Genomic DNA, 24159 nt, shown 5'->3' on the forward strand with positions numbered 1-24159 from the left:
ACCAAATATCATATTTAACTGAGAAAAAGTCTATGTAGATGTAGAAATACAAATACATAGACTTTTATTTTAAGTAACTTTAAATTCGGCCTTTTAGGCTGAGGACAAATCACAAGGAAACATATATGATTATTTGGGAAACTAAAAGTTATAATGCGGTAAATAAAATGAACGAATAAGGAGGAGAATATGAACTTTGTGGTAAGAACGCCGTTGCGGTTGAATTTGGAAAATCCGGAACAGGCCGAAATCTATCAGGTGATGAAGAATCTGAACAGGGATATTTACAAATCTCAGAATCAATTTATTGTAGAAGCTTTGAAGCATTACATCAATTACAGTGGAGCAGATACTTTGACAGAACAAGAAGAGTCAGAAAAAAGGAAATATGTGACAGTGGAAGAACAGGAGTTGATGAAAGAAGAACTGAAAGAAGAGTTGCGAAAGGAACTTCTGGATGAGACACGGGCAGAGGTTGTAAAGCTTTTGGGCCAATATGCAGCAGGTAGTCGAGAAAAATAAATTGATGCTAATAGATGGTGTCAAAACCGGAAAGTGGGGTCAAAAAGTAGCACTCTTTAGAAAAAGCAGGGTCAAAAAGTGATGCCAATAGAAAAAACAGAGCGAAAAGAGGCATCATAAAGTAATGTCAAAACCGGAAAATGACACCCAAAAGCGGTGTCAAAACAACAAAATGGTGTCAGAAAATGGCACCATTTTGTTATGCCAGGGGTTTTAGGGGATTTTCCCCTAACCAGAGGGTATTTGGACGGTGACGTCACAAATGCGTATCTGGCCGTAGACCCCCTAGGGGCTACGATGAATAATAGCATTGAACATAAAAATACCATCCTACAGTAAAGCTGCAAGATGGCATCAATCTTTGTAATGAGTAGCAATATCTTCAATGTTACAGTCCAGAATATTACATAAGGTGTTTATGGAGTTCATGCTTATACCTTCATTATTCCGGAGGCGATGTAATAAGGACTTACTGAGATTATATTTCTGAGTGAGGTCATATTGTGTAACGCCTTTCGATTTCATTGTAACCCACAATTTATCATACTTAATCATAGAATACTACCTTTAAGTCTTGTAATAACTCAATATTAACCCTATAATTAGTATGACCAAAGGTTCTATTTTCAGACCCTATAATTATACTATGGAGGAAATGTGATGATATGGAAAGGTTTGAATTGTTTGAGTATTTAGGAAAAAGAAATGATAAAGAAGCTACGATATACCGTTGTGGATATTACATAGTCAATCGGTATTGTAATAAAGTGGAGAGCGGATCAGTGAGCGATACATTTTATACTATATATGACAAGATATTTTTAAAGATTGATGTGTTGTTGAAAGAAAATAGACAGTATTTTAATGTGTATAGAATGAAAATTCTATCAGATAATCAACTTGAAAAGATAGAATGTATTACAAATTACTTAGAAGATATCAGTGAGGAATTGGTAGAAGCGATTATGAACATTGATAAGTATGACCCGGGAGAATGTACGCTAGACGCATTTTTAGCAGAATTAAAAGGGTAATATCTTAGAAAAGGACAGCTCTAAGGGGTTGTCCTTTTTGCATCGTAAAGTGCGTGTCAGACGCGCAGAAAGACGTCTTTTGCGGTATAAAATTCATTGCTCAAAAAAAATATACTGTTTACATAATAGATGTAACAGGAGGTGGAGTGCGTATGGAAGAAAAAGCAAAAGAGAAGGCATTGCTGAACGTAAAGGAGTTCTGTGAATATCTTGGGATTGGCCAGACAAAAGCTAGAGAACTTTTAAATGATCCGGCAAATGGATTCACAGTGAGAATCGGTAATCGTTTATATGCTCATCGTGGAAAATTAGATACGTGGCTGCTGAATCATATTTTATGATGGAAAATCTGAGAACTGGAAAGCCATGTAATACGGATTGAAACGCATAAGAATTTATGGTAAAATAGGGAGGATATTTGGAATCCTTCCTATTTTTGCTAGGAAGGAGGCACAAATGGGAAAATCCCTTAATGGTAAAGAATTAGGCAAAGGTATCTCACAACGAAAGGATGGATTGTATCAGGGGCGCTTTGTAAATCGTTTTGGTAAAAAACAAACGCTTTATGCAAAAACATTAAAAGACATAAGACAGAAACTCAGAAATGCCCAGTACGAAGATGAAAAAGCTCTGAATGTCGTGACGAAAGAAATAACGCTGGATGAATGGTATAAGGTCTGGATGGCTACTTGTAAGAAAAATTGCAGAGAATCAACCAAGGCCACTTATGCAGGGCAATATAAGCGGGTTCAAAAGGCACTTGGCTGGAGAAAACTAACTTCCCTGAATTTGATTATTATACAGCAGGCAATCAATGAACTAGGAACAGACAATCAGAGAAAAGAGACAAAAAAGATTCTGGTGGATATGCTGAGTAAGGCAGTAGATGCAGACTTATTGATAAAAAATTCGGCCAGAATGGTTAATACCGTTATTTCTAAGGAAGAAAAGAAAGAACGAAGGGTTTTAACAATAAGAGAAACATCAATATTCCTAGAGTATACGAAAGATACATTTTATTATGATTTGTATATACTGGCACTGGAAACTGGAATGCGTATAGGTGAATTGATGGGATTAAAGTGGTCAGAAATTGATTACGATAAAAGCGTTCTTTATGTCAGGCGTTCTCTATGCTATTTTCGTAGAGATGGCAAATATGTTTTTGAATGGCATGATACAAAAACTCATAACAGCAAAAGGGTGATTCCGCTTACGAAACAGGCTGTAAAGGCTTTAAAAAGGCAGTGGATTCGCAGACAGTCGATATTGCTGAAAAACGCTTCAGAGGTACAGGAGGAATACAGGGATCTGGTATTTGTAACTAAAAATAATCGACCTACACAGCAGTTTATCGTGGCAGAATGTATTGATGTGGCGATAAGGCGTATTAGAAAAGACTATCCGGAATTTGAAGGATTTTCACCGCATTGTTTTCGACATACATTTGCAACAAGAGCAATTGAGCGAGGAATGCAGCCGAAGATCTTGCAGAAACTTCTGGGGCATGGTTCCTTACAGACAACAATGGATCTGTACTGTCATGTGACGGAGGATACTCTTTATGATGCAATGAGCCTGATGGACACAGCAGTATGAAAAGTGTGTAAAAAGTGTGTAGTAGAGCAATTCAGAAAAATATGAAGGGTAGAAAACCCTTGAAAACAGGAGGCTTTTGGATAAAATGGAACAGTATAAGAAAGAATTTATTGAATTTATGGTAGAGTCGGACGTGCTGAAGTTCGGCGAGTTTACGTTGAAGAGCGGCAGAAAGTCCCCGTTTTTTATGAACGCGGGCGCTTATGTGACCGGCTCCCAGTTAAAACGGCTGGGCCAGTATTACGCGAAGGCCATCCATGACAAGTACGGCGACGACTTCGACGTGCTGTTCGGACCGGCCTATAAGGGTATTCCCTTAAGCGTGGTTACCGCCATTGCCTACAGCGATCTGTACGGCAAAGAGGTCCGCTACTGCTCAGACCGGAAGGAAGAGAAGGATCACGGCGCGGACAAGGGAAGCTTTCTGGGAAGTAAGCTGAAGGACGGCGACCGTGTCGTTATGATCGAGGACGTAACTACCTCAGGCAAATCCATGGAGGAAACCGTACCGAAGGTAAAGGGCGCGGCTGACGTGGAGATCGTGGGTCTGATGGTATCCCTGGACCGCATGGAGGTCGGCAAGGGCGGTGTGAAATGCGCTCTGGACGAGGTAAAGGATCTGTACGGCTTTGAGACCAACGCCATTGTTACCATGGCGGACGTGGTAGAGCACCTCTACAACCGTCCCTGCCAGGGCAGAGTTCTCATTGATGACACGTGTAAGGCGGCAATCGACGCATATTATGAACAGTACGGCGCAAAATAAGGAGGCAATTGCATGAACGAAAAAGCATATAAGACCATGACCCAGACCGGCGCAGGCTCTATTGCCGTCGGCATTATCATGCTGGTAACCGGTATCGTAACAGGAATCCTCTGCATCGTCAACGGCGCAAGACTTCTGAAGAATAAGTCAGATCTCATGTTTTAGGACGGATACGGGGCAGAATGAAAAAGAGAGATTCCAGAGACAGACTGAGGCAGGGAGGGCGCGTACTGCTGCTGATTTATCTGGCGTGCGTCGTCTATTTTATGTTTTTTTCAGAGGCCTATGGAAGAACCGATGTCAGTCCGGATTACCGATATAATCTGGTGCTGTTTCGGGAGATCCGGCGTTTCTGGCAGCACCGGGACATCCTGGGGACGTCCGCGATGCTGATCAATATTGTGGGAAATGTAGCCATGGTGATTCCTTTCGGATTCGCCGTGCCGCTGCTTTTTCCGTCTGCGCGGAGAATGGAGCGCACCATCATCCTGGCGTTTCTGGCAAGCCTTCTGGCAGAAACCTTCCAGTTAATCCTGCGGGTAGGCTGCTTCGACGTGGATGATCTGTTGCTGAATACCATGGGGGGAGCCATCGGCTACCTGTTGTTTGCATGGTTCTGGCATATATGGAGAAAGAGAAATGGTGAGAAGAAGTTATAAATTTACCGATAAAAAGCATACAAAACAGGGTCTTCTTTCGGTGGCCTGCGGAGGGACAGCGCTGATTCTGACGGCAGCGTCCCTGTCGCTTGCCTATCAGAGGTCAGGTCAGGCCGGAAGCATCGTGAGTCTCTTAGGAGTATTTGCCATGCTGGCCAGCGTCGTCGGGTTCGTACTGGCGCTTCGGGGCTTTCAGGAAGAGGACGTCTATGTGATCTCTTCCCAGATCGGCGTGGTTGTGGACGGACTTCTGTTTATTCTGTGGGCGATGGTATGCGTGATAGGAATGTAGGAGGAGTATAGATGGCAATGGAAGAAATCAGAGAGCGCTATGAGCTTGCGATGGAGCGGATACGGGCAATGAAGCAGGAAAAGACCGTGTCGGCTCCATTTTACGCATATTTTCAGAAAATGGCGGATTTTATATTGGAAATGGACGCGTACCGGGCGAGTGTGGAGAAGGGAGAGCCGGAACGGCTGAGTCTGGCTGAATTACAGGAGCAGAACCGGCGGCTGTACGGCGACGTGGCAGGCGGGACTTACAGGGAAAGCTATGCCAATCCGACGGGAGCAGTGGAAAAGCTTGGCGAGGGTTACGGACAGCTTCTTAGCTTTGTATACACGGAGCTGCGTGGCATGATCATCTGGGCGGTGGAAGGCCGTCTGACCGATATGACGGTCACCGCCGAGCTTTTTATCGAGCTGTATAATGCCTTTGAGGAAGATACGCCGTCCGTGGAGAAGCTGAAAGAAATCCTCTACTGGCATATGAGTGATTACTGCGATGTATTTATCCCGGATCGGATTCGGGAGCAGCTGGATCCGTCTCTGGATTTCGCGGCGAAGCTTATCCGCGGGGCAGATCTCAGTGATCCGCGTTATCTGTACCGTTTCGGCGAGTACATTACGGAAAATGAGCTGGGCGTCAGCCGCTTTCTGGCCGGACTGTCCCAGAGCGAGATTGACGCCATGGCGTCCACCTTTACCGAAGGCTATCGGATGGGCTTCGTGGCGGCAGGTATCGATCTGAGTAAAAAGAAGACGGTTAATATCCGCTATGCCCTGGGCTTTGAGCGGGTGGTGAAGGCGGCCATCGGTCAGTTTGAGGCTATGGGTCTTGAAAGTATCATTTACCGGGAAGCCCGTCACAGTATCAACCGGCGTCCCCAGGGAAGCCCGGGCTATGTAAGCTCTAAGCCGTCCAAGCAGTATGAGTTTGATCACCGGGAGGACATGGCCCTTTATCTGGATAAGAAACTGAACGAGCGGCGTTTAAGTGTGCTGCACAGCGCCTACGAGGAGTATAAGGATCTGGCGGCAGTCCATGCGGGGCCTGCAGTCATGGAGATCTTTGGCGAGCATCCGTTTATGCCCGAGAGCTGTCCGGCGGCCCTGCATCTGGACGCAAAGCAGCAGGAGATCATGGTGACGTACAACAGTGAGGCAGGCCAGCTGGTGAACCGCTACATCCCCGGCGACCAGCGCAGCTTTACAATTATTGCCTGGCCCATTCCGGAGATTGGCGATAATTACGAAGAGATTTTCCGGGAAATTGTGAAGATCAACAACCTGGATTATCACCTGTATCAGGGCATCCAGCAGAAGCTCATCGACGCCCTGGACCAGGGCGAGTACGTCTATGTGAAGGGCGCGGGGGCGAACCGGACGGAGATGTATGTGCAGCTGTGGCAACCGGAGAATCCGGCGAAGGAGGCCATCTTCGAGAACTGTGTGGCCGATGTGAATATCCCGGTGGGCGAGGTGTTTACCTCTCCGAAGCTGACCGGTACCCACGGTACGCTTCATGTGAGCCAGGTCTATCTGAATGAACTGAAATATATGGATTTGGAAATCCGTTTTGAAGATGGAAAAATCACGTCCTACAGCTGTAAGAACTTCGACGATGAGACCGAAAATCAGAAGCTCCTGAAAGCGAATGTACTCTTTAACCATGAGACTCTGCCCCTGGGCGAATTTGCCATCGGCACCAACACCACAGCCTATATGGTGGCGAAGCGCTATGATATCGGCGCGAAGCTTCCGATTCTGATTGCGGAGAAGATGGGTCCCCATTTCGCAGTGGGCGACACCTGCTACTCCTGGTCCGAGGACAATCCGGTGTACAATCCCGACGGCAAGGAGATTATTGCCCGGGATAACGAGTGCTCCCTGCTTCGGAAGACCGATGTATCCAAAGCCTATTTCAACTGTCATACGGATATTACGATTCCCTATGACGAGCTGGATTGCATCCGGGTGGTAAGACCGGACGGAAGCAGAATTCCGCTGATTGAGAAGGGAAGGTTTGTGCTGCCGGGAACCGAAGAACTGAATAAGCCGTTTGACGGAATGTAGAAAAGAAATAAGCAGTTTCGAAATTTTGTATGTTTTAGGTGTTGACAGAGAGTGTGATACCCTGTAAACTGGATTTATAAGTAAAACAAAAAGAAAATTAGGTATTTATAAGAAAAACTAATTAATACTTATTGGAAACAAAGTACCGTTCAGCCGGAAAGTTATTTCCCGCTAGGAACAGAAGAACGAAGGAGGTTCGCAGTTATGGCTAAGGTAGGTATTGTGATGGGCAGCGATTCCGATATGCCGATCATGAAGAAGGCGGCGGATGTGCTGGAGCAGCTTGGCGTGGAGTTTGAGATGACCATTATCTCAGCGCACCGGGAGCCGGATGTATTTTTTGAGTATGCGAAGAGCGCGGAGGAGAAGGGCTTCAAGGTGATCATCGCGGGCGCAGGTATGGCAGCCCATCTTCCGGGCATGTGCGCGGCAATTTTCCCGATGCCGGTCATTGGTATTCCCATGCACACCACATCCCTGGGCGGCAGAGATTCCCTGTACTCCATCGTACAGATGCCTTCCGGCATCCCGGTAGCGACGGTGGCTATCAACGGCGGCGTGAACGCAGGCCTGCTGGCTGCGAAGATTCTGGCAACCTCTGATCCGGAGCTGCTGGCACGTCTGAAGGCCTACTCCGAGGATCTGAAACAGCAGGTAGAGAAGAAGGATGCGCGGCTGAAAGAGGTAGGATACAAAAACTACTAAAAACTGTAGGAAACACCATGGTCACTAAATTCATGCGGCGCTTGCCGCTTGCATTCATTAAGTGTCCAGGTGTAGATTCGCACTAGGCTCGAAAACACCTCGCCAAGTGCTCATACTAGGAGGATAATAAAATGGATTACAAGAACGCAGGCGTAGATATTGAAGCAGGTTACAAGTCTGTAGAACTGATGAAGGAGCATATCAAGCGGACCATGCGTCCCGAAGTGCTGACCGGTATCGGCGGCTTCTCCGGCGCATTTTCCATGGAAGCATTCAAAAATATGGAGCAGCCGACGCTGGTGTCCGGCACTGACGGCGTGGGAACCAAGCTGAAGCTGGCATTTCTTATGAACAAGCATGATACCGTCGGCATCGACTGCGTAGCTATGTGTGTCAACGATATCGCCTGCGCAGGCGGAGAACCGCTGTTCTTCCTGGACTATATCGCATGCGGAAAGAATATCCCGGAGAAAATCGCTACCATCGTAAGCGGCGTGGCAGAGGGCTGCCGTCAGTCTAATGCAGCGCTCATCGGCGGCGAGACCGCTGAGATGCCGGGCTTCTATCCGGTAGACGAGTATGACCTGGCCGGCTTCGCGGTAGGCGTGGTAGATCAGAAGGATCTGATCACAGGCGCATCCATCAAACCGGGCGACGTACTGGTGGGTATGGCTTCCTCCGGCGTACACAGCAACGGCTTCTCTCTGGTAAGAAAGGTATTTACTATGAAGGAAGAGTACCTGAATACTTACTTTGAGAGCCTGGGCAGAACCCTGGGCGAGGCCCTCATCGAGCCGACCAAGATCTATGTGAAGGCTCTGCGCACCGTGAAAGAGGCCGGCGTGACCATCAAGGGCTGCAGCCACATCACAGGCGGCGGTTTCTACGAGAACGTACCGCGTATGCTGCCGGAGGGCGTGCGTGCCATGATCAAAAAGGACAGCTACGAGGTTCCGGCGATCTTCCACATGCTGCGTGAGGATGGCCGCATTGAGGAGCAGATGATGTACAATACCTTCAACATGGGTATCGGTATGGTGATGGCCGTAGATCCGGCTGACGTGGACAAGTGCGTAGCAGCAGTCCGTGAGTCCGGCGAGACTCCGTACATCCTGGGTGAAATCGCTGCGGGCGAAAAAGGAGTGACCTTATGCTAAAGGTAGCAGTACTGGTATCCGGCGGCGGCACGAACCTGCAGGCCATTCTGGACGCCATAGATGAAGGAAAAATCCGTAATGCCAGGATCGTCTCCGTTATCAGCAATAATCCGAACGCCTACGCCCTGGAGAGGGCAAAAAAGCATGGCGTTCCGGCGGTCTGCATTACCAGAAAGGCATGCGGAAGCACGGAAGCATTTAACGCGGCGCTTTTAAAAGCCCTGAAGGACTGCGGCGCTGAGCTTATTGTTCTGGCAGGCTGCCTGGTGGTGATTCCGAAGGAAATCATTCACGCGTACGAGGGACGCATCATCAACATCCATCCGTCCCTGATTCCGTCCTTTTGCGGCACCGGCTTCTATGGTCTGAAGGTGCATGAGGAGGCCCTGAAGCGGGGCGTCAAGGTGACGGGAGCCACCGTACATATCGTAGACGAGGGAACGGACACAGGCCCAATCCTTTTACAGAAGGCCGTGGAGGTAAAAGAAGGAGATACACCGGAGATTCTGCAGCGGCGTGTCATGGAGGAGGCGGAGTGGATTCTGCTGCCGAAGGCTATCGACATGCTCGCCAATAAGGAGGCATAACCTATGAAGATTTTAGTCGTTGGCTCAGGCGGACGGGAGCATGCGCTTTGCTGGAAGATCGCCCAGAGCCCCAAAGCCGAGAAAATATATTGCGCGCCGGGCAATGCCGGTATCGAGGAGTACGCCGAGTGCGTGCCCATTGGAGCCATGGAATTTGAGAAGCTGGCGGCTTTCGCAAAAGAGAACGCCATTGATCTAACTGTAGTCGGCATGGATGATCCGCTGGTAGGCGGCATCGTGGACGTCTTTGAGAAGGAAGGTCTTCGTATCTTCGGACCCCGTGCCAACGCGGCGATCCTGGAAGGATCCAAGGCATTTTCCAAGGACCTGATGAAAAAATACGGCATTCCCACAGCGGCATATGAGAATTTCGACGACCCGGAGAAGGCTCTTGCTTATCTGGAAACCGCGGATTTCCCCATTGTACTGAAGGCTGACGGTCTGGCTCTGGGAAAAGGCGTACTGATCTGTAATAATCTGGAAGAAGCAAAAGCAGGCGTGCAGACCATCATGCTGGACAAGCAGTTTGGCGCCGCGGGCAATCAGATGGTCATCGAGGAGTTCATGACCGGACGCGAGGTATCGGTCTTAAGCTTCGTGGATGGCAAGACCATCAAGTGTATGACCTCCGCTCAGGATCACAAGCGTGCCCTGGACGGCGATCAGGGACTGAATACGGGCGGAATGGGAACCTTCTCCCCCAGTCCCTTTTATACAGAAGAAGTAGATAAGTTCTGCAAGGATCACATTTACCAGGCGACCGTAGACGCCATGCGCGCGGAAGGAAGAGAGTTCAAGGGCGTTATCTTCTTCGGACTGATGCTGACCCCGAAGGGACCGCGGGTACTGGAATACAACGCAAGATTTGGCGATCCGGAGACCCAGGTGGTTCTGCCGAGAATGAAGACCGACATCGTGGACGTCTTTGAGGCCTGCATCGACGGCACTCTGGATCAGATTGACCTGGAATTCGAGGACAATGCGGCAGTCTGCGTGGTACTGGCTTCCGGCGGCTACCCCGTGGCCTATGAAAAGGGCTTCCCAATTCATGGTCTGGAGAGCTTCAAGGGCAAGGACGGTTACTATGTATTCCATGCGGGAACCAGGAAGGTGGACGGCCAGATCGTCACCAATGGCGGTCGTGTGCTGGGCGTCACAGCCGTAGGCTCCGATCTGAAGACCGCCCGTGCCAACGCGTACGAGGCAGTGAAGCTGGTGGAATTTGAGAAGGCTTATTGCAGAAGTGATATTGGTAAGGCCATCGACGAGGCGTAAAACAGAGATAAAAAGCTGCAGACGGGAGCGGAAAAGCTCCCGTCTTTTCACTTTTTCGCCACAATCTGTCATTTGACAAGGCCTTACAATACGATTATAATGAGATCAATATTGTGAGGATAAGGGATTTTATAAACCACAAGATATATGGAGGATAAAAGCATGAAGAAGAGATACACAGGAGTTCTGGCTGCGCTGGCGGCGGGCGTCCTGATTTTCAGTACAGGCATCACCGGCGAGGCGGCCCGGACCGGAACTATTACCACGGACGGCTCCCGGGTGCGGGCCACGGCGGACGCAGAGGGACAGAAGGTTTGCTCCCTGCCGATCGATACCATGGTAGACATTACCGATGAGACCCAGAGCGGCGGCAAGACCTGGTATCAGATCAGCTTCACCCTGGACGGAGCACAGAAGACAGGCTGGATTCGTTCGGATCTGCTGAGCGTGTCGGAGACCGAGGATCCGGCAGAGGAGCAGCCCGCGGAGAGTGAGGAGCAGCCGGAGGAAAGCGATGGCGGTGAGACCGGAAGCGTTTCCGCAGGAGCTTATACCATTCAGGAGCCTGCTGAGGCGTATACGGGCGCGGATTCCATGGAGCAGACCAGTGTCAGCGTGGGGGATCAGACTTACACGGCATATCAGAGTACGGCCACGGATCAGCTCTATCTGGTCTGGGCGGCAAAGGAAGACGGCAGCACCGGCTGGTACTGGTACGATCCGTCTGAGGAGACCTTCCAGCAGGATCTGGGACAGTTTAGCCAGCAGGGTCTGGTGACTTCTCTGCAAAATGAGCTGACTACCCTGAAATCCACCACAGCGAAAAGCCTGCAGCAGCGCCTGTACATTATGATTGGCCTGGGCGTTTTGAGTGTCATTCTTCTGATTCTGACCATCGTATTCGCGGTAAAGAGCCGCAATGCGGGTTACGAATACGAGGATGATGACAATGAGGACGACGGCGACATTTCCGATGACAGTGAGGAGCAGGACGAGGAAGAGGACGACGAGTTCGAAGAGGATGAGAAGCCGAAGAAGCGCCGTGGTCTCTTTGGACGCAGAAAGCGCGATGAGGAAGAAGACGAAGACGACGAGGACGACTTCGATGATTTCGTAGAGGATGTAAAGAAAAAGCGTTCTGAGAAGTCGAAAAAATGGGCGGATGAGGACGAGGATTACAGCGGTGAGAGTGCTTACGACGACGCCGTGTACGACAAGGCAGCCTATGACGAGGAGGATCTGAGCCTGACGGCCAATCTGCCGAAGATTGATCTGAGCGCCCTGGACGAGGCGGCGGAAAAGCCGAAGAAGACGGAGAAACCGAAGGCCGAAGAACCGAAAGCAGAAGAGCCGACAGACGCGGACGACGATCTGGACATCGAAATCCTGGATCTGGACGATCTGAATTTATAATGAAATGACAGAAGAAAAGAAGGCGGGGCGCGAAAACCCCGCCTGACTTTGCAGTTACGATAGCAGACAGAAGGAAGTGATAAAATATGTTTGAAAATTATACGGACAAAGCGGCCCATGTGCTGAAGCAGGCGAAAAAGGTGTCCGCAGAGTGCGGACAGAGCTATGTGGGAACGGAGCATATCCTGATTGCGCTGCTCCGGGAAGACTCCTGCGCGGCGGCAGAGCTTCTGGCAGAGCGAAAAGTAGAGGAAAGCACAGTGCAGGAGCTGATAAGAGAGCTTATTTCCCCGGAGGGCGGCGTGGCCCTGGGAGAGCGCAGCGGCTTTACGCCACGGGCGGAAAAGGTGCTTTATGATGCGGAGCAGGAGGCAGCCCGGTTCCACGAGGAGAAGACCGGAACAGAGCACATCCTGATTGCCATGCTCAAAGACGTGGAATGCGCGGCCAGCCGTCTTCTGAACACCATGGAGGTCAATGTGAAGGAGCTGTACTCCGCCCTTCTGGATTCCATGGGAAGAACCGGCCAGATATATCGGGAGGAAGCGGCCCGCAGCGCCAGGATGCAGGGAAGAGGAACGCCGACCCTGCATCAGTATACGAGGGATCTGACCTTTCTGGCCTTCGAGCATAAGCTAGAGCCCTGTGTAGGACGGGATCAGGAGATCAGCCGTCTGATTCAGACCTTAAGCCGTAAAACCAAGAACAACCCTTGTCTCATCGGTGAGCCGGGCGTGGGCAAGACCGCCATTGTAGAAGGACTGGCCCAGCGGATTGTGGATGGAGCCGTACCGGATTCCGTGCGGGGCAAGCGGCTTCTGACCCTGGATCTCTCCGGTATGGTGGCAGGCACCAAGTACCGGGGTGAGTTCGAGGAGCGTATTAAAAATGTCATGGACGAGGTGCGGGGCGCAGGGGATATCCTGCTCTTTATCGACGAGCTGCACACGCTGATCGGCGCAGGCGGCGCGGAAGGAGCCATGGACGCAGCCAACATCCTGAAACCGGCGTTGTCCCGGGGAGAGCTTCAGATCATCGGCGCAACCACCGTAGAGGAGTACCGCAAGCACATTGAGAAGGACGCGGCCCTGGAGCGCAGGTTCCAGCCCATTACCGTGGAGGAGCCCACTGAGGAAGAAACCATCGAGATTCTGAAGGGCATCCGGAAGAGCTATGAGAAGCATCATCAGGTGACCATTACCGACGCGGCCCTGGAGGCGGCAGCGAAGCTGTCCAAGCGCTATATCAGCGATCGGTTCCTGCCGGATAAGGCCATTGATCTGATGGATGAGGCAGCAGCCAGAGTACGGCTTGGGGATACCCGGACAATGGAGGCGACGGCAGAGCTGGAGCGGGAGAGCGACGAGCTGCTGGCGGAGATCGAGAAGGCTATCCGGGAGCAGGATTTTGTCCGGGCAGCGGAGCTTCGAACCGAACGTCTGACCCTGGAAGAAAGGCTGAAAAAAGAGCATGCCAGGATGAAGCGTGTCCGCAGCCGCAAGGCCCTGACCGTCGGCGAAAATGAGATCGCCCAGATTGTGGCGGACTGGACGAAGATTCCGGTCAACAGGCTTACTGAGACGGAAACTCAGCGTTTACAGAAACTGGAAAAAATATTACACAAGCGCGTCATTGCGCAGGAGGAAGCAGTTACGGCGGTAGCAAAGGCAGTGCGGAGAGGCCGGGTAGGCTTACAGGATCCTAACCGGCCCATTGGATCCTTTTTATTCCTGGGTCCCACCGGCGTGGGCAAGACGGAGCTTTCCAAGGCTCTGGCGGAAGTATTATTTGGCCGGGAAGAGGCCATGATCCGAGTGGACATGTCCGAATATATGGAGAAGCACAGCGTCTCCAAGCTCATCGGAGCGCCTCCCGGATATGTGGGCCACGACGACGGCGGCCAGCTGTCCGAGAAGGTACGCAGGAATCCCTACACGGTGATTTTGTTCGATGAGATTGAGAAAGCACACCCGGATGTGTTCAATATCCTTCTGCAGGTGTTGGACGATGGCCGGATTACCGATTCCCAGGGACGGACTGTGGACTTTAAGAATACGGTTATCATCATGACCTCCAACGCGGGCGCCGGATCCATCATTTCCCCGAAGCGGCTGGGCTTTGCGGCGAAGGATGATGAAAAGCAAAATTATGAGGCGATGAAGAACAGCGTCATGGAAGAGGTGCGCCGGATGTTTAAGCCGGAATTCCTGAACCGTATTGATGAGATTATCGTATTCCATGCCCTGAATAAGGAGCAGATGAAGGAAATCGTGTCGATTCTGTTCAAAGACCTGATTAAGCGCTGCAAGAACCAGATGGGTATCTCACTGAAGGTGCGTGACAGTGTCAAAGGCCATATCGTGGACACAGCCTACGATGTAAAATACGGTGCGCGTCCCTTAAAGCGGGCCATCCAGACCAGGGTGGAGGATCCGTTGGCTGACGAGATCCTGTCCGGACATGTAAAGCAGGGCGATGACGTCGTGGTGACCATGCGCAAAGGTGTGATTGCGTTTACTGTACACACATCATAATTCCGCGAGGTATATTCCTGTACACTTTGTGTACGGGAATAAAAATTACTCTGGAAATGCGAAGCGGAATCGTATATAATCATGTATATCAAAAACGGCGCCGCAACGGGCGACCGGGAGATAAGATTAAACATAAGATCCACTAGGAGGACAAAAGAGATGGCAGCAGTAAAAGAATTGATCCGTGCAGAGGCAGACGGAAGTATCAGCTTTGGAGACTACGAGCTGGCTTCCAAGACAAAGAAGCAGGATTTTGAATATCAGGGAGATTTGTATAAGGTTAAAACCTTCCGTGAGATTACCAAGCTGGAGCGCAACGACCTGTTCGTATACGAATCCGTACCGGGAACCGCTGTAGAGCATTTTAAAGTAACTGCGGACAGCGTGGAATTTCAGGTTGAAGGACCGGAAGACGCGCAGATTACCCTGGGGATGGAGGATGACACCGAGTACCTGACCGTTGTGGACGGCGTCAGCGCAGGAGCCATTACCACAGGTCTGGGCGGCAAGCTGGTCTTAAGCGTAGAGCTGGGCGGCAAGGCTGCTGTCACAGTAGAGATTAAGAAGGCATAAGAACATGATTCAGGAGTGAACATGGCAAAGGGAAAGACCTCTACGGTATTCTTCTGCCAGAGCTGCGGATATGAGTCACCCAAATGGATGGGGCAGTGTCCGGGCTGTCGGGAATGGAATACCTTTGTAGAAGAAACGGTAGAAAAGAAAAGTGCCGCGAAGGCACATGAGAGAAGGGCAGCCGGTGGTCCGGTCTGCCTTTCTTCGATTGAGACGAAGGATGAGGAAAGGGTAACCACCCGGATGCAGGAGCTTGATCGGGTGCTGGGCGGCGGTATCGTGCCTGGTTCTCTGGTTCTGGTGGGCGGCGATCCCGGCATCGGAAAGTCCACCCTGCTCTTACAGGTGTGCCAGAAGCTGGCGGATGACGGGCATGAGGTGCTGTATATATCCGGTGAGGAGTCGCTGAAGCAGATTAAGCTTCGGGCAGAACGCATCGGGCAGTTTTCCGATAAGCTCCGGCTGTTCTGCGAGACGAATCTGGAGCTGATCGGCGATACTATCCGAAGCAGCAAGCCGGAGGTGGTCATCATTGACTCCATTCAGACCATGTATAATGAGGACGTGAGCTCTGCCCCGGGCAGTGTGTCCCAGGTACGGGAGTCCACGTCAGTGCTGATGCAGCTGGCCAAGGGCCTGGGCATTTCCATTTTCATCGTGGGCCATGTGACCAAGGAAGGTACGGTGGCGGGTCCCCGTGTGCTGGAGCATATGGTGGATACGGTGCTGTACTTCGAGGGCGACCGGCATGCATCCTATCGAATCCTGCGGGCTGTGAAGAACCGTTTCGGATCGACCAATGAGATCGGCGTCTTTGAAATGCGGGAGACGGGCCTGACGGAAGTTGAGAACCCTTCTCAGTTTATGCTGAATGGTCGCCCCGAGGAGGCGTCTGGTTCTATTGTGGCCTGCTCCATGGAGGGCACGCGGCCCATCCTGCTGGAGATTCAGGCCCTGGTGGCCCGAAGTCAGCTGGCCATGCCGCGGCGTACCGCCGCCGGTATGGATTACAACCGGGTGAGTCTGTTGCTGGCGGTGCTGGAGAAGCGGCTGAATCTCCATCTCTCCGGCAGCGACGTCTATGTGAATATCGCAGGCGGCATCCGCATCAATGAGCCCGCCATCGATCTGGGCGTGGTGCTGGCTATCGTATCCAGCAGCCGGGACCGGGCCATTGATGAGAAAGTCCTTGCCTTCGGTGAGGTGGGCCTAAGCGGCGAGGTCCGCGCTGTCAGCCAGGCCGCCCAGCGGGTCCAGGAGGCGAAGAAGCTGGGCTTCACCACCGTCATTTTGCCGGAGGTCTGCCGGGAGCAGATCGGTGAAGTGAAGGGTGTGCGGCTCATCGGTGTCCGCAGCGTCGGGGACGCGGTGCAGGCGATTTCGTAAGGAAAAAAGATTTCAGTTTCTCAGAGATTTCATTTCCAATAGCATTCTAAGAGCGAAAATGAAATTGGGAGGATTCCCTTTACTGGGAGACAGAGGAACGAAAAACCGGAAGAATAAAAATAGCAGAAAAAAACCTATTCTGCTTTTCAACTTCTGTGATATAATACTTTATTGTAAAAATTTCCATGGACAAAATGAGGTGAACCAAGTGAAAAAGAAAACACTTGTGCCTCTTATCACTTTTTTACTGGGCATATGCCTTGTTAGTTTGATTGTATACAAAACAGACACCCACGAAAAAGAGCAGAGACACATAACAGCACAATTAAACGTAGCCAACTATGGCGAACGAATAAAGAATGAAATTACAAATGGAATTGAGATCACAGATACCTTGAAGCAAATCTTAATAAGTGAAAATGGCGAAATCCATCAGTTTGAAACAATTGCTGGAAATCTTATGTCTGATTCTATTGAAAGTGTACAGCTCGCTCCTAATGGTGTTGTTACAGATATTTATCCGGCTAATGGAAATGAGGCAGGTAAGATTGATTTGATCCATGATAAAGACCGCGGAAAAATTTCCTGTTACGCAAGAGACAACCATACAATCATTACGCAGGGCCCCTTCAAATTAAAACAGGGAGAATATGGAATTGCAGTCCGCAATCCCATATACCTGAAAGATAAAAACGGACATGAGTATTTCTGGGGATTTACTATTGTTATCCTGCGTGTTCCGGATATTTTTTCAGATTCAATCAGTGCACTTTCAGATTTTGGATACGAATGCAAAATTTCAAAAACAGACGCTCCATGGAGTGATACTTATAAAGTGATTTATCAATCAGATGGGCAAATAAATCATCCTGTTTCTTATACATTTACAATAGGAGATGAAAACTGGAAATTTGAAATAACTCCTAAAAGTGGATGGAGAAATGCCACACTACTGATAATCATCATCGGAATGTTTCTTACAATAAGCCTTCTCCTGTCAGTTCTTACCAGAGTATGGTTAGTAGCAAGTGAACATAAGAAAAAGTTTCAGATACTGGCACGCACAGATTCTCTTACAAAAATTTATAACCGCTATGGATTTGATGAATTTGCAGAAAAAATGATTCAAAAAAATCCAAAAGCACATTTTGTGGCCGCGCTCTTTGATATCGATAATTTCAAGCTTATTAATGATATCTATGGACATAATTACGGAGACAGGGCATTAAAAAATCTTGCAGACAGCATGAAGGCTTTTTTCCCATCCGATGCATTACTAGGAAGAAATGGTGGTGATGAATTCTGCATTCTTTTACCAAATTGTACCGTTAAAGAAGCAGAAGTACAGCTGCAGCAATTCACCAAACTTCCTAAATCATTCTCATACCATGGTAAGGAACATGCATTTTATATTTCTCTGGGATATGCAGAATATCCAACTTTTGCATCCAATTGTTCACAGCTCATGCGCTGCGCAGATGCAGCTCTTTATGAGATAAAGCTTCATGGTAAAAATGGATGTATGGTCTACAGGGAAGGTCTTCGGTCAGGTGCCCGCAAACAACTTGGATTCGCATTCAAGGATATCTCTGAACATCTTCCAGGTGCATTCATCATATACAGAGCTGACAAAGAAGATGATGAACTAATTTTTGCAAATGATGAATTTCTTCATATGTCCGGATATAAAGATATAGATGAACTGTTCAGACTTACCGAGAAAAGTTTTCGCAACTTGATTCGTGAAGATGAACAGCAACAGATAGAATCAAGTATCTGGGAACAGATTGACAGCGGCAATGAAAATGACTATATTCACTTTCATCTTCGAAAAGCTGACGGAACTTATTTTTCTGTTCTTGATCATGGAAGAATTGTAGAGAGCCCGCAATACGGGAAAGTATTTTACGTATTGTTCATGGATTGGGAAGATATGCATATTCGTTACAATGATAAATTTGCAAGATAAAATATTGCAAAAAACAGAGTGTATGATCTATTTTCATATAATGTTTCTATTTTTTGTAACATTCTTTTTTGACATAAGTGTCAATGGGGTGGGTTATGTACAAGAACAAGGTGAATGATATGAATAACATAGCAGGCGCAGCCATCCAGAGGATAGAAGCCCGAAAACGCTTCATAACCGATATAGAGCTGTCCTACTTTGCGAAAGTCTTTAACGTGGACTATCAAGAACTGCTGAAAATGCCAATAGAGTAGAAATTTCCCCGGGAAGAGAAAATTCCCGGGGATTCTTTATGGAGCTGGAAAGGCGTTCTCCTTTCCTGAATTTTGCTGTTGAGAGCAGATAACGGGAATCGAACCCGCCTCCCCAGCTTGGGAAGCTGGTGTTCTACCGATGAACTATATCTGCGGAAAACAGGCGTTAAGCAGAAAGGCTTTCACCTGTTGTTTTTAATTAAATCAAGCCATTTCTTTATGATATGTCTATACTACCACTTTCATACCCGAAATGCAAATAGTATTCTCCCGAAAACTAAGAAAAACCGCCCGGATGCCGGGCGGCTTTTCTTTTCTTATGAGGGGGGAGATAGTGATGTCTTAATCAACTATCTGACGTTTATTATAAGCAGGAAATGTGTTCAAAGTATGTCCAGATTCTAAAAGAATGATAAAAAAAGGACGGATTTCCTTATGAAAATCTTAACAGAAACGAAAATCAACCGTAAGGATTGGAAATGGAAGGCAGGATATGATATAATGTCGCCAGATGTAAAAGTGTACTCTGCCGCAAAGAGAGGCGGCGGGTAAAGAAGAAGAACCGGCGGCATGGCCGGGCAGGAGGTATCGAGATGGCAGAAATGCGGACATTGGAGAATGCATATCTTGTAGTAGAAGTGAATGACGCGGGGGCTGAGCTTTCCCGCGTGTATGATAAGAAGAAGGAGAGGGAGGTTCTGTGGAACGCGGACCCGGAGTATTGGGGACGGCACGCGCCGATTCTCTTCCCCTTCGTGGGCAAGCTGAACGGCGGAGTCTATCATTATGAAGGAAATGAATATACCATGAGCGCCCACGGTTTTGCCCGGGACAGCGAATTCGAATGCGTGGAGCGAAGCGCCACGGCTGTAACACACCGCCTGGTATCCACCGGGGATACGAAGAAAAATTACCCGTTTGACTTCGAGCTTCTGGTAACCCACAGACTTACAGAGAATCATATCAGCGTAGAGTGGACCGTGAAAAACACCGATACCAAGACCCTGTACTATTCCATCGGCGGCCATCCGGCCTTCAACGTGGATTCCGTCATGGGCTGTCGTCTGATATTTGAGGGTATGGACAAATTATCCTGCACCGGTATTGATCTGCCCACCGGAACCGCGGATGCGGAGCATCCGGCGACGCTGGCGCTGACAGATCATGTATACACAGTTGGCGAGCATACCTTCGACGCCGACACCATGGTTTTCGATGAGGGCCAGGTAAAGAAGGTAAGCCTTCAGGAGGCGGACGGCACCAAGCGCGTCACCCTCATCTGCCCGGACGCGCAGCACGTAGGCATCTGGTCCCCGGTACAGAAAAACGCCCCGTTTATCTGCCTGGAGCCCTGGCTGGGCCGCTGCGATAACAAGGGCTTTACCGGCGAGCTGAAGGATAAGTATGGCGAGCAGAGCCTGGAGGCGGGTAAGAGCTTCCGGACCGCGTACGAGATCGTGGTTGAAAAATAACGCATCTATTAGAATTGAGATTATTATCAGAACCATAAAATATAGAAGTTAAAAATAAAATCATTGGCACAAATAATTTTAAATGGTTTGAATAGAAAAGGAAAAGGAAACAAAATCATTGGCATAAATGATTTTGAATGGTTTTAGTATAAGGAGGCAGCATATGAGAGCAGCACGCGAATTACTGAAAGATCTGAAATACGAAGTCCTGAGCGGCAGCATCGACGTCAACGTCAGCGAGCTTGTATACAATACCAGAAAAGTAAAGAAGGAGTGCATGTTCGTCTGCATCAAGGGCGCCACCTTCGATAGTCATGATGTGGCAGGCGAAGCGGCAAAAAACGGCGCGGTGGTTATCGTGGCTGAACATCCGGTGGACGTACCGGCAGGCACAGCCGTAGTTCTGGTGGAGGACACCCGGTACGCCCTGGCCCTGATTTCCGCGGCCTACTTCGGATATCCCGCGAAGAAGCTGAAGGTCATCGGTATCACCGGCACCAAGGGCAAGACTACCACCACCTTCATGATCCGTTCCATACTGGAGCACGCTGGGATAAGCACCGGCCTCATCGGAACCATCGAGGTCATCATCGGCGACAAGCACATCCCGGCCCACAACACCACGCCGGAATCCTACGAGGTGCAGGAATATTTCGCTCAGATGGTGGCGGCAGGCTGCAAGGTTGCGGTTATGGAAGTCTCCTCTCAGGGCCTGAAGCTTCACCGCACCGCAGGCATCCGGTTCGACATCGGCATCTTTACGAATCTGGCTCCCGACCACATCGGGGAAAATGAGCATGCCAGCTTTGAGGAATACATGGAGTGCAAGAGCCGCCTGTTCCGCCAGTGCGATATCGGTATCGTAAATGCGGATGACGAGCACTGCAGCGATATCCTGAAGGGTCACACCTGCAAGGTGGAAACCTATGGCTTTTCCGAAAAGGCGGATCTTCGGGCATCCGATTTGAAGCTGGTGAATCGTCCGGGCTTTTTGGGCGTAGACTATCACGTATCAGGTCTTCTGAATTTCGATGTGGAAATCGATATGCCGGGCCGCTTCAGTGTATACAATTCCCTGGTAGCTATCGCAGTCTGCCGTCATTTTGACATTCCGAAGGAGGATATGCTGGCAGCTCTCGAAGTGGTACAGACCAAGGGACGTATCGAGAAGGTGAAGGTCTCCGACGACTTTACCCTGATGATCGACTATGCCCACAATGCCATGAGCCTGGAAAGTCTGTTGACCACCTTGAAGGAATACAATCCGAAGCGTCTGGTCTGCCTGTTCGGCTGCGGCGGCAACCGCTCCAAGCTGCGCCGCTATGAGATGGGAGAGGTGTCCGGCAATCTGGCGGATCTGACCGTCATCACCTCCGATAATCCCCGTTTCGAGGAACCCCAGGCCATCATCGACGATATCAAGACCGGTATTGCCAAGACCAGTGGAAAATATGTGGAAATCATTGACCGGAAAGAAGCCATCCGCTACGTGATTGAGAACGGCCGGCCCGGCGACGTCATCGTCCTGGCCGGGAAGGGCCACGAGGACTATCAGGAAATCTGCGGAGTCAAGCATCCCATGGATGAGCGGGTGCTTATCGCGGAGGTTCTGGAGGAGTTAGGTAGAAAGTGAAATTTGCCAATATCATTGTAGATATTTCCCTGGAAAAGCTGGACCGGACCTTCCAGTACCGGGTTCCCGAAGAACTGCAGGGTATCCTGAAGGAAGGTATGCAGGTCCGGATCCCCTTCGGAAACGGGGGGCGGACCCTGACCGGTTACGTGCTGGAGCTGACGGATACCTGTGAATGGGATGAGAAGAAATTGAAGCCCATCCTGGGACTGGCGGAAAAGGGCATCCGGCTGGAGGGCCAGCTCATCGCTCTGGCGGCCTGGATGCGCCGCACTTACGGCTCCACCATGAATCAGGCATTAAAAACAGTGCTTCCGGTGAAAAAAAGCGTGCAGGAAAAAATTTCCAGAAAAGTGCGGCTAGCGGTGACGAGAGAAGAGGCGGAGGCGGCGCTTGCGGAGATGGAGCGAAAGCACCAGACCGCCCGGGTCCGGATCATAAAAGCCTTGCTGGAGCAAACCGGGCAGGACATGGACTACGCGGCAGCCCAGAAGGAGCTTGGTCTGACCGCCGCCACCGCACGGAAGCTGATGGAGCTTGGCCTCATCCGCATCGAATCCGATACCATTTTCCGTAACCCGGTTCGACCATCTGAGGTACAGGCACATCCCTTCACCCTCTACCCGGCCCAGCAGGCCATCGTGGAGGATGTGGCGGCGCGCGCGGCAGCAGGCGACCTGCGGCCTTCTCTGATTCACGGCGTTACCGGCAGCGGAAAAACCGAGGTCTATATGGAGCTGATTGCGGCGGTGCTGGAGCAGGGAAAAGAGGCCGTCGTGCTGATTCCCGAGATTGCGCTGACCTTTCAGACGGTGCTGCGGTTTTACCGGCGCTTCGGCGACCAGGTGTCGATTATCCATTCGAAGCTGTCCGCCGGGGAGCGTTACGACCAGTTCGAGCGGGCCAGACGGGGCGAGGTGAAAGTCATGATAGGTCCCCGTTCCGCCCTGTTTACACCATTTCCCAGGCTGGGCGTCATCGTCATCGACGAGGAGCATGAGGGCAGCTACAAGAGTGAAAATGCCCCCCGATACCACGCCAGGGAGGCGGCCATCGAGCGTGCCCGCATGTGCGGAGCCTTTGTGGTGCTGGGCTCGGCGACCCCGTCGGTAGATTCCTATGAACGTACAAAAGAGGGCCTTTACCGGCTTTATGAATTGCCGTTCCGGGTGGAAAACCGTGCCATGCCAGAGACCGAGGTGGTGGATCTCCGGGAAGAGCTTCGCATGGGAAACCGCTCCATCTTCAGCGCCCGGTTAAAGGAGCTTATGGAAGACCGGCTGCGAAAGGGCGAGCAGATCATGCTTTTCCTGAACCGGCGGGGCTATGCGGGCTTTGTTTCTTGCAGAGCCTGCGGACATGTGATAAAATGTCCACATTGCGATGTGTCTTTATCCCTGCACCATGGGGGCAGGATGGTTTGTCATTACTGCGGATATCAGACAGTCCAGCCGAAGAAATGTCCTTCCTGCGGATCGGCCTACATCGGGGCTTTCCGGGCAGGCACCCAGCAGGTGGCGGAGGCTGCCGCGAAGACATTTCCGGGAGCGCGGATTCTGCGGATGGATTTCGATACCACGAGACAGAAAGGCGGCTATGAGCGGATTCTGGAAGCATTTTCAAAGAAGCAGGCCGATATTCTGGTGGGTACCCAGATGATTGTAAAGGGACACGATTTTCCGGGAGTAACCCTGGTGGGTGCGCTGGCGGCGGATCTGTCGCTGTACGCAGGCGACTACCGGGCGGCGGAGCGCACCTTTCAGCTGCTGGTGCAGGCGGCGGGACGGGCAGGCAGAGGCACTACGCCCGGAACGGCAGTAATTCAGACCTACAGTCCCGATCACTACAGCATTGAGACGGCGGCAGATCAGGATTACAAAGCGTTTTTTGAAAAGGAAATGGCATTCCGGCGGATGATGAACTATCCCCCGGCGGCCCATCTGATGGCGCTTTACCTCATGTCGGAGGACGAGGAAGCCCTGAACCGGGGCGCGGTGCGGCTGAAGGCACTGGCTATGTCCCATACCCGGCAGGAAATCGCTCTTATCGGCCCTTCAGACGCAGGTCTGTCTAAGCTGAAGGACGTCTATCGCAAGGTGCTGTATCTGAAATGCACGGAAATGAATTATTTGACAGAATGGAAGGGATGGCTGGAAGCAGTGCTTCCGAAGGAGAAGCAGCTTTCCACCTTCAATATACAGTTTGATATGGATCCCGTGAATCCTTTTTAAGGGGAAACCACTGTTCACAGTTACTGTACCGCGAA

General features: G+C 50.3%; 23 protein-coding genes and 1 tRNA gene. 22 read left to right on the plus strand and 2 right to left on the minus strand.

The genetic code is table 11. The features are described 5' to 3' along the window. The first annotated feature begins 189 nt into the window (after nucleotides 1-189). Nucleotides 190-522: an ATP-binding protein gene (locus ACESZP_RS05615; RefSeq protein ID WP_178038433.1), complete on the plus strand. Its 333-nt coding sequence runs from the start codon at nucleotides 190-192 to the stop codon at nucleotides 520-522. A 354-nt stretch (nucleotides 523-876) separates the two neighbouring features. On the opposite strand, the gene ACESZP_RS05620 is transcribed toward ACESZP_RS05615, so the two are convergent. Further along, nucleotides 877-1077 (minus strand): helix-turn-helix domain-containing protein, encoded by a 201-nt coding sequence (locus ACESZP_RS05620; protein ID WP_178038432.1) that lies wholly within the window; start codon nucleotides 1075-1077, stop codon nucleotides 877-879. 110 nt (nucleotides 1078-1187) lie between these two features. On the opposite strand from ACESZP_RS05620, the gene ACESZP_RS05625 reads away from it, so the two are divergent. From ACESZP_RS05625 to ACESZP_RS05710, 18 genes are all read left to right on the plus strand, one after another. Beyond that, nucleotides 1188-1556: a hypothetical protein gene (locus tag ACESZP_RS05625; protein WP_178038431.1), complete on the plus strand. Its 369-nt coding sequence runs from the start codon at nucleotides 1188-1190 to the stop codon at nucleotides 1554-1556. A gap of 152 nt (nucleotides 1557-1708) precedes the next feature. Further along, nucleotides 1709-1897, plus strand: a complete 189-nt coding sequence (locus ACESZP_RS05630; RefSeq protein WP_178038430.1) for an excisionase — start codon at nucleotides 1709-1711, stop codon at nucleotides 1895-1897. Between the two features lie 115 nt (nucleotides 1898-2012). Next, entirely contained in the window at nucleotides 2013-3155 is a 1143-nt protein-coding gene (locus ACESZP_RS05635; RefSeq protein WP_499708296.1) for a site-specific integrase, read from the plus strand. A gap of 85 nt (nucleotides 3156-3240) precedes the next feature. Beyond that, on the plus strand, nucleotides 3241-3921 hold the full coding sequence (gene pyrE / locus ACESZP_RS05640) for an orotate phosphoribosyltransferase (protein ID WP_178038428.1): 681 nt from the start codon (nucleotides 3241-3243) through the stop codon (nucleotides 3919-3921). Nucleotides 3922-3933: 12 nt separating this feature from the next. Then, nucleotides 3934-4086: a hypothetical protein gene (locus tag ACESZP_RS05645; protein WP_178038427.1), complete on the plus strand. Its 153-nt coding sequence runs from the start codon at nucleotides 3934-3936 to the stop codon at nucleotides 4084-4086. A gap of 17 nt (nucleotides 4087-4103) precedes the next feature. After that, on the plus strand, nucleotides 4104-4580 hold the full coding sequence (locus tag ACESZP_RS05650; protein WP_178038426.1) for a VanZ family protein: 477 nt from the start codon (nucleotides 4104-4106) through the stop codon (nucleotides 4578-4580). Next, nucleotides 4561-4872 (plus strand): DUF6142 family protein, encoded by a 312-nt coding sequence (locus ACESZP_RS05655; protein ID WP_178038425.1) that lies wholly within the window; start codon nucleotides 4561-4563, stop codon nucleotides 4870-4872. The genes ACESZP_RS05650 and ACESZP_RS05655 overlap by 20 nt, the downstream gene beginning before the upstream one ends. A gap of 11 nt (nucleotides 4873-4883) precedes the next feature. Then, nucleotides 4884-6935, plus strand: coding sequence for an aminopeptidase (locus ACESZP_RS05660; protein ID WP_499708297.1), 2052 nt, complete (start codon nucleotides 4884-4886; stop codon nucleotides 6933-6935). A gap of 204 nt (nucleotides 6936-7139) precedes the next feature. After that, complete coding sequence (gene purE, locus ACESZP_RS05665; protein ID WP_178038424.1) at nucleotides 7140-7640, plus strand: 5-(carboxyamino)imidazole ribonucleotide mutase; 501 nt, start codon at nucleotides 7140-7142, stop codon at nucleotides 7638-7640. A 131-nt stretch (nucleotides 7641-7771) separates the two neighbouring features. Beyond that, nucleotides 7772-8797, plus strand: coding sequence for a phosphoribosylformylglycinamidine cyclo-ligase (purM, locus tag ACESZP_RS05670; protein ID WP_499708298.1), 1026 nt, complete (start codon nucleotides 7772-7774; stop codon nucleotides 8795-8797). Next, nucleotides 8791-9384: a phosphoribosylglycinamide formyltransferase gene (gene purN, locus ACESZP_RS05675; protein ID WP_178038422.1), complete on the plus strand. Its 594-nt coding sequence runs from the start codon at nucleotides 8791-8793 to the stop codon at nucleotides 9382-9384. Before purM ends, purN begins: the two co-directional genes overlap by 7 nt. A gap of 3 nt (nucleotides 9385-9387) precedes the next feature. Beyond that, the gene (gene purD / locus ACESZP_RS05680; protein ID WP_499708299.1) at nucleotides 9388-10659 is read left to right on the plus strand and encodes a phosphoribosylamine--glycine ligase; all 1272 of its coding nucleotides are present in this window, start codon (nucleotides 9388-9390) and stop codon (nucleotides 10657-10659) included. Between the two features lie 162 nt (nucleotides 10660-10821). Next, a complete protein-coding gene (locus ACESZP_RS05685; protein ID WP_499708300.1) occupies nucleotides 10822-12072 on the plus strand; it encodes a hypothetical protein in 1251 nt (416 codons plus the stop codon). A gap of 86 nt (nucleotides 12073-12158) precedes the next feature. After that, nucleotides 12159-14606, plus strand: a complete 2448-nt coding sequence (locus ACESZP_RS05690) for an AAA family ATPase (protein WP_178038419.1) — start codon at nucleotides 12159-12161, stop codon at nucleotides 14604-14606. A 159-nt stretch (nucleotides 14607-14765) separates the two neighbouring features. Further along, nucleotides 14766-15179, plus strand: a complete 414-nt coding sequence (locus ACESZP_RS05695) for an endosialidase (protein WP_178038418.1) — start codon at nucleotides 14766-14768, stop codon at nucleotides 15177-15179. A 21-nt stretch (nucleotides 15180-15200) separates the two neighbouring features. Beyond that, the gene (gene radA, locus ACESZP_RS05700; RefSeq protein WP_499708301.1) at nucleotides 15201-16565 is read left to right on the plus strand and encodes a DNA repair protein RadA; all 1365 of its coding nucleotides are present in this window, start codon (nucleotides 15201-15203) and stop codon (nucleotides 16563-16565) included. A 208-nt stretch (nucleotides 16566-16773) separates the two neighbouring features. After that, nucleotides 16774-18534 carry a diguanylate cyclase domain-containing protein gene (locus ACESZP_RS05705; RefSeq protein WP_499708302.1) on the plus strand — a complete coding sequence of 587 codons (1761 nt, stop codon included), beginning with the start codon at nucleotides 16774-16776 and terminating at the stop codon, nucleotides 18532-18534. 119 nt (nucleotides 18535-18653) lie between these two features. After that, nucleotides 18654-18788: a hypothetical protein gene (locus ACESZP_RS05710; protein ID WP_499708303.1), complete on the plus strand. Its 135-nt coding sequence runs from the start codon at nucleotides 18654-18656 to the stop codon at nucleotides 18786-18788. 83 nt (nucleotides 18789-18871) lie between these two features. Here the strand turns inward: ACESZP_RS05710 and ACESZP_RS05715 are convergent. Then, a tRNA-Gly gene (locus tag ACESZP_RS05715) sits at nucleotides 18872-18942 on the minus strand. Between the two features lie 439 nt (nucleotides 18943-19381). Between ACESZP_RS05715 and ACESZP_RS05720 the strand changes: the two genes are divergently transcribed. The 3 genes from ACESZP_RS05720 (at nucleotide 19382) to priA (ending at nucleotide 24124) form a co-directional block, all read left to right on the plus strand. Then, entirely contained in the window at nucleotides 19382-20260 is an 879-nt protein-coding gene (locus ACESZP_RS05720) for an aldose epimerase family protein (RefSeq protein ID WP_178039888.1), read from the plus strand. 163 nt (nucleotides 20261-20423) lie between these two features. Beyond that, nucleotides 20424-21893 (plus strand): UDP-N-acetylmuramoyl-L-alanyl-D-glutamate--2,6-diaminopimelate ligase, encoded by a 1470-nt coding sequence (locus ACESZP_RS05725; RefSeq protein ID WP_178039889.1) that lies wholly within the window; start codon nucleotides 20424-20426, stop codon nucleotides 21891-21893. Further along, entirely contained in the window at nucleotides 21890-24124 is a 2235-nt protein-coding gene (gene priA / locus ACESZP_RS05730) for a replication restart helicase PriA (protein WP_499708304.1), read from the plus strand. The genes ACESZP_RS05725 and priA overlap by 4 nt, the downstream gene beginning before the upstream one ends. Nucleotides 24125-24159 lie beyond the last annotated feature (35 nt).

Origin of the sequence: Candidatus Dorea massiliensis AP6, assembly GCF_964245105.1 — a bacterium.
Taxonomy (GTDB): Bacteria; Bacillota; Clostridia; order Lachnospirales; family Lachnospiraceae; genus Laedolimicola; species Laedolimicola intestinihominis.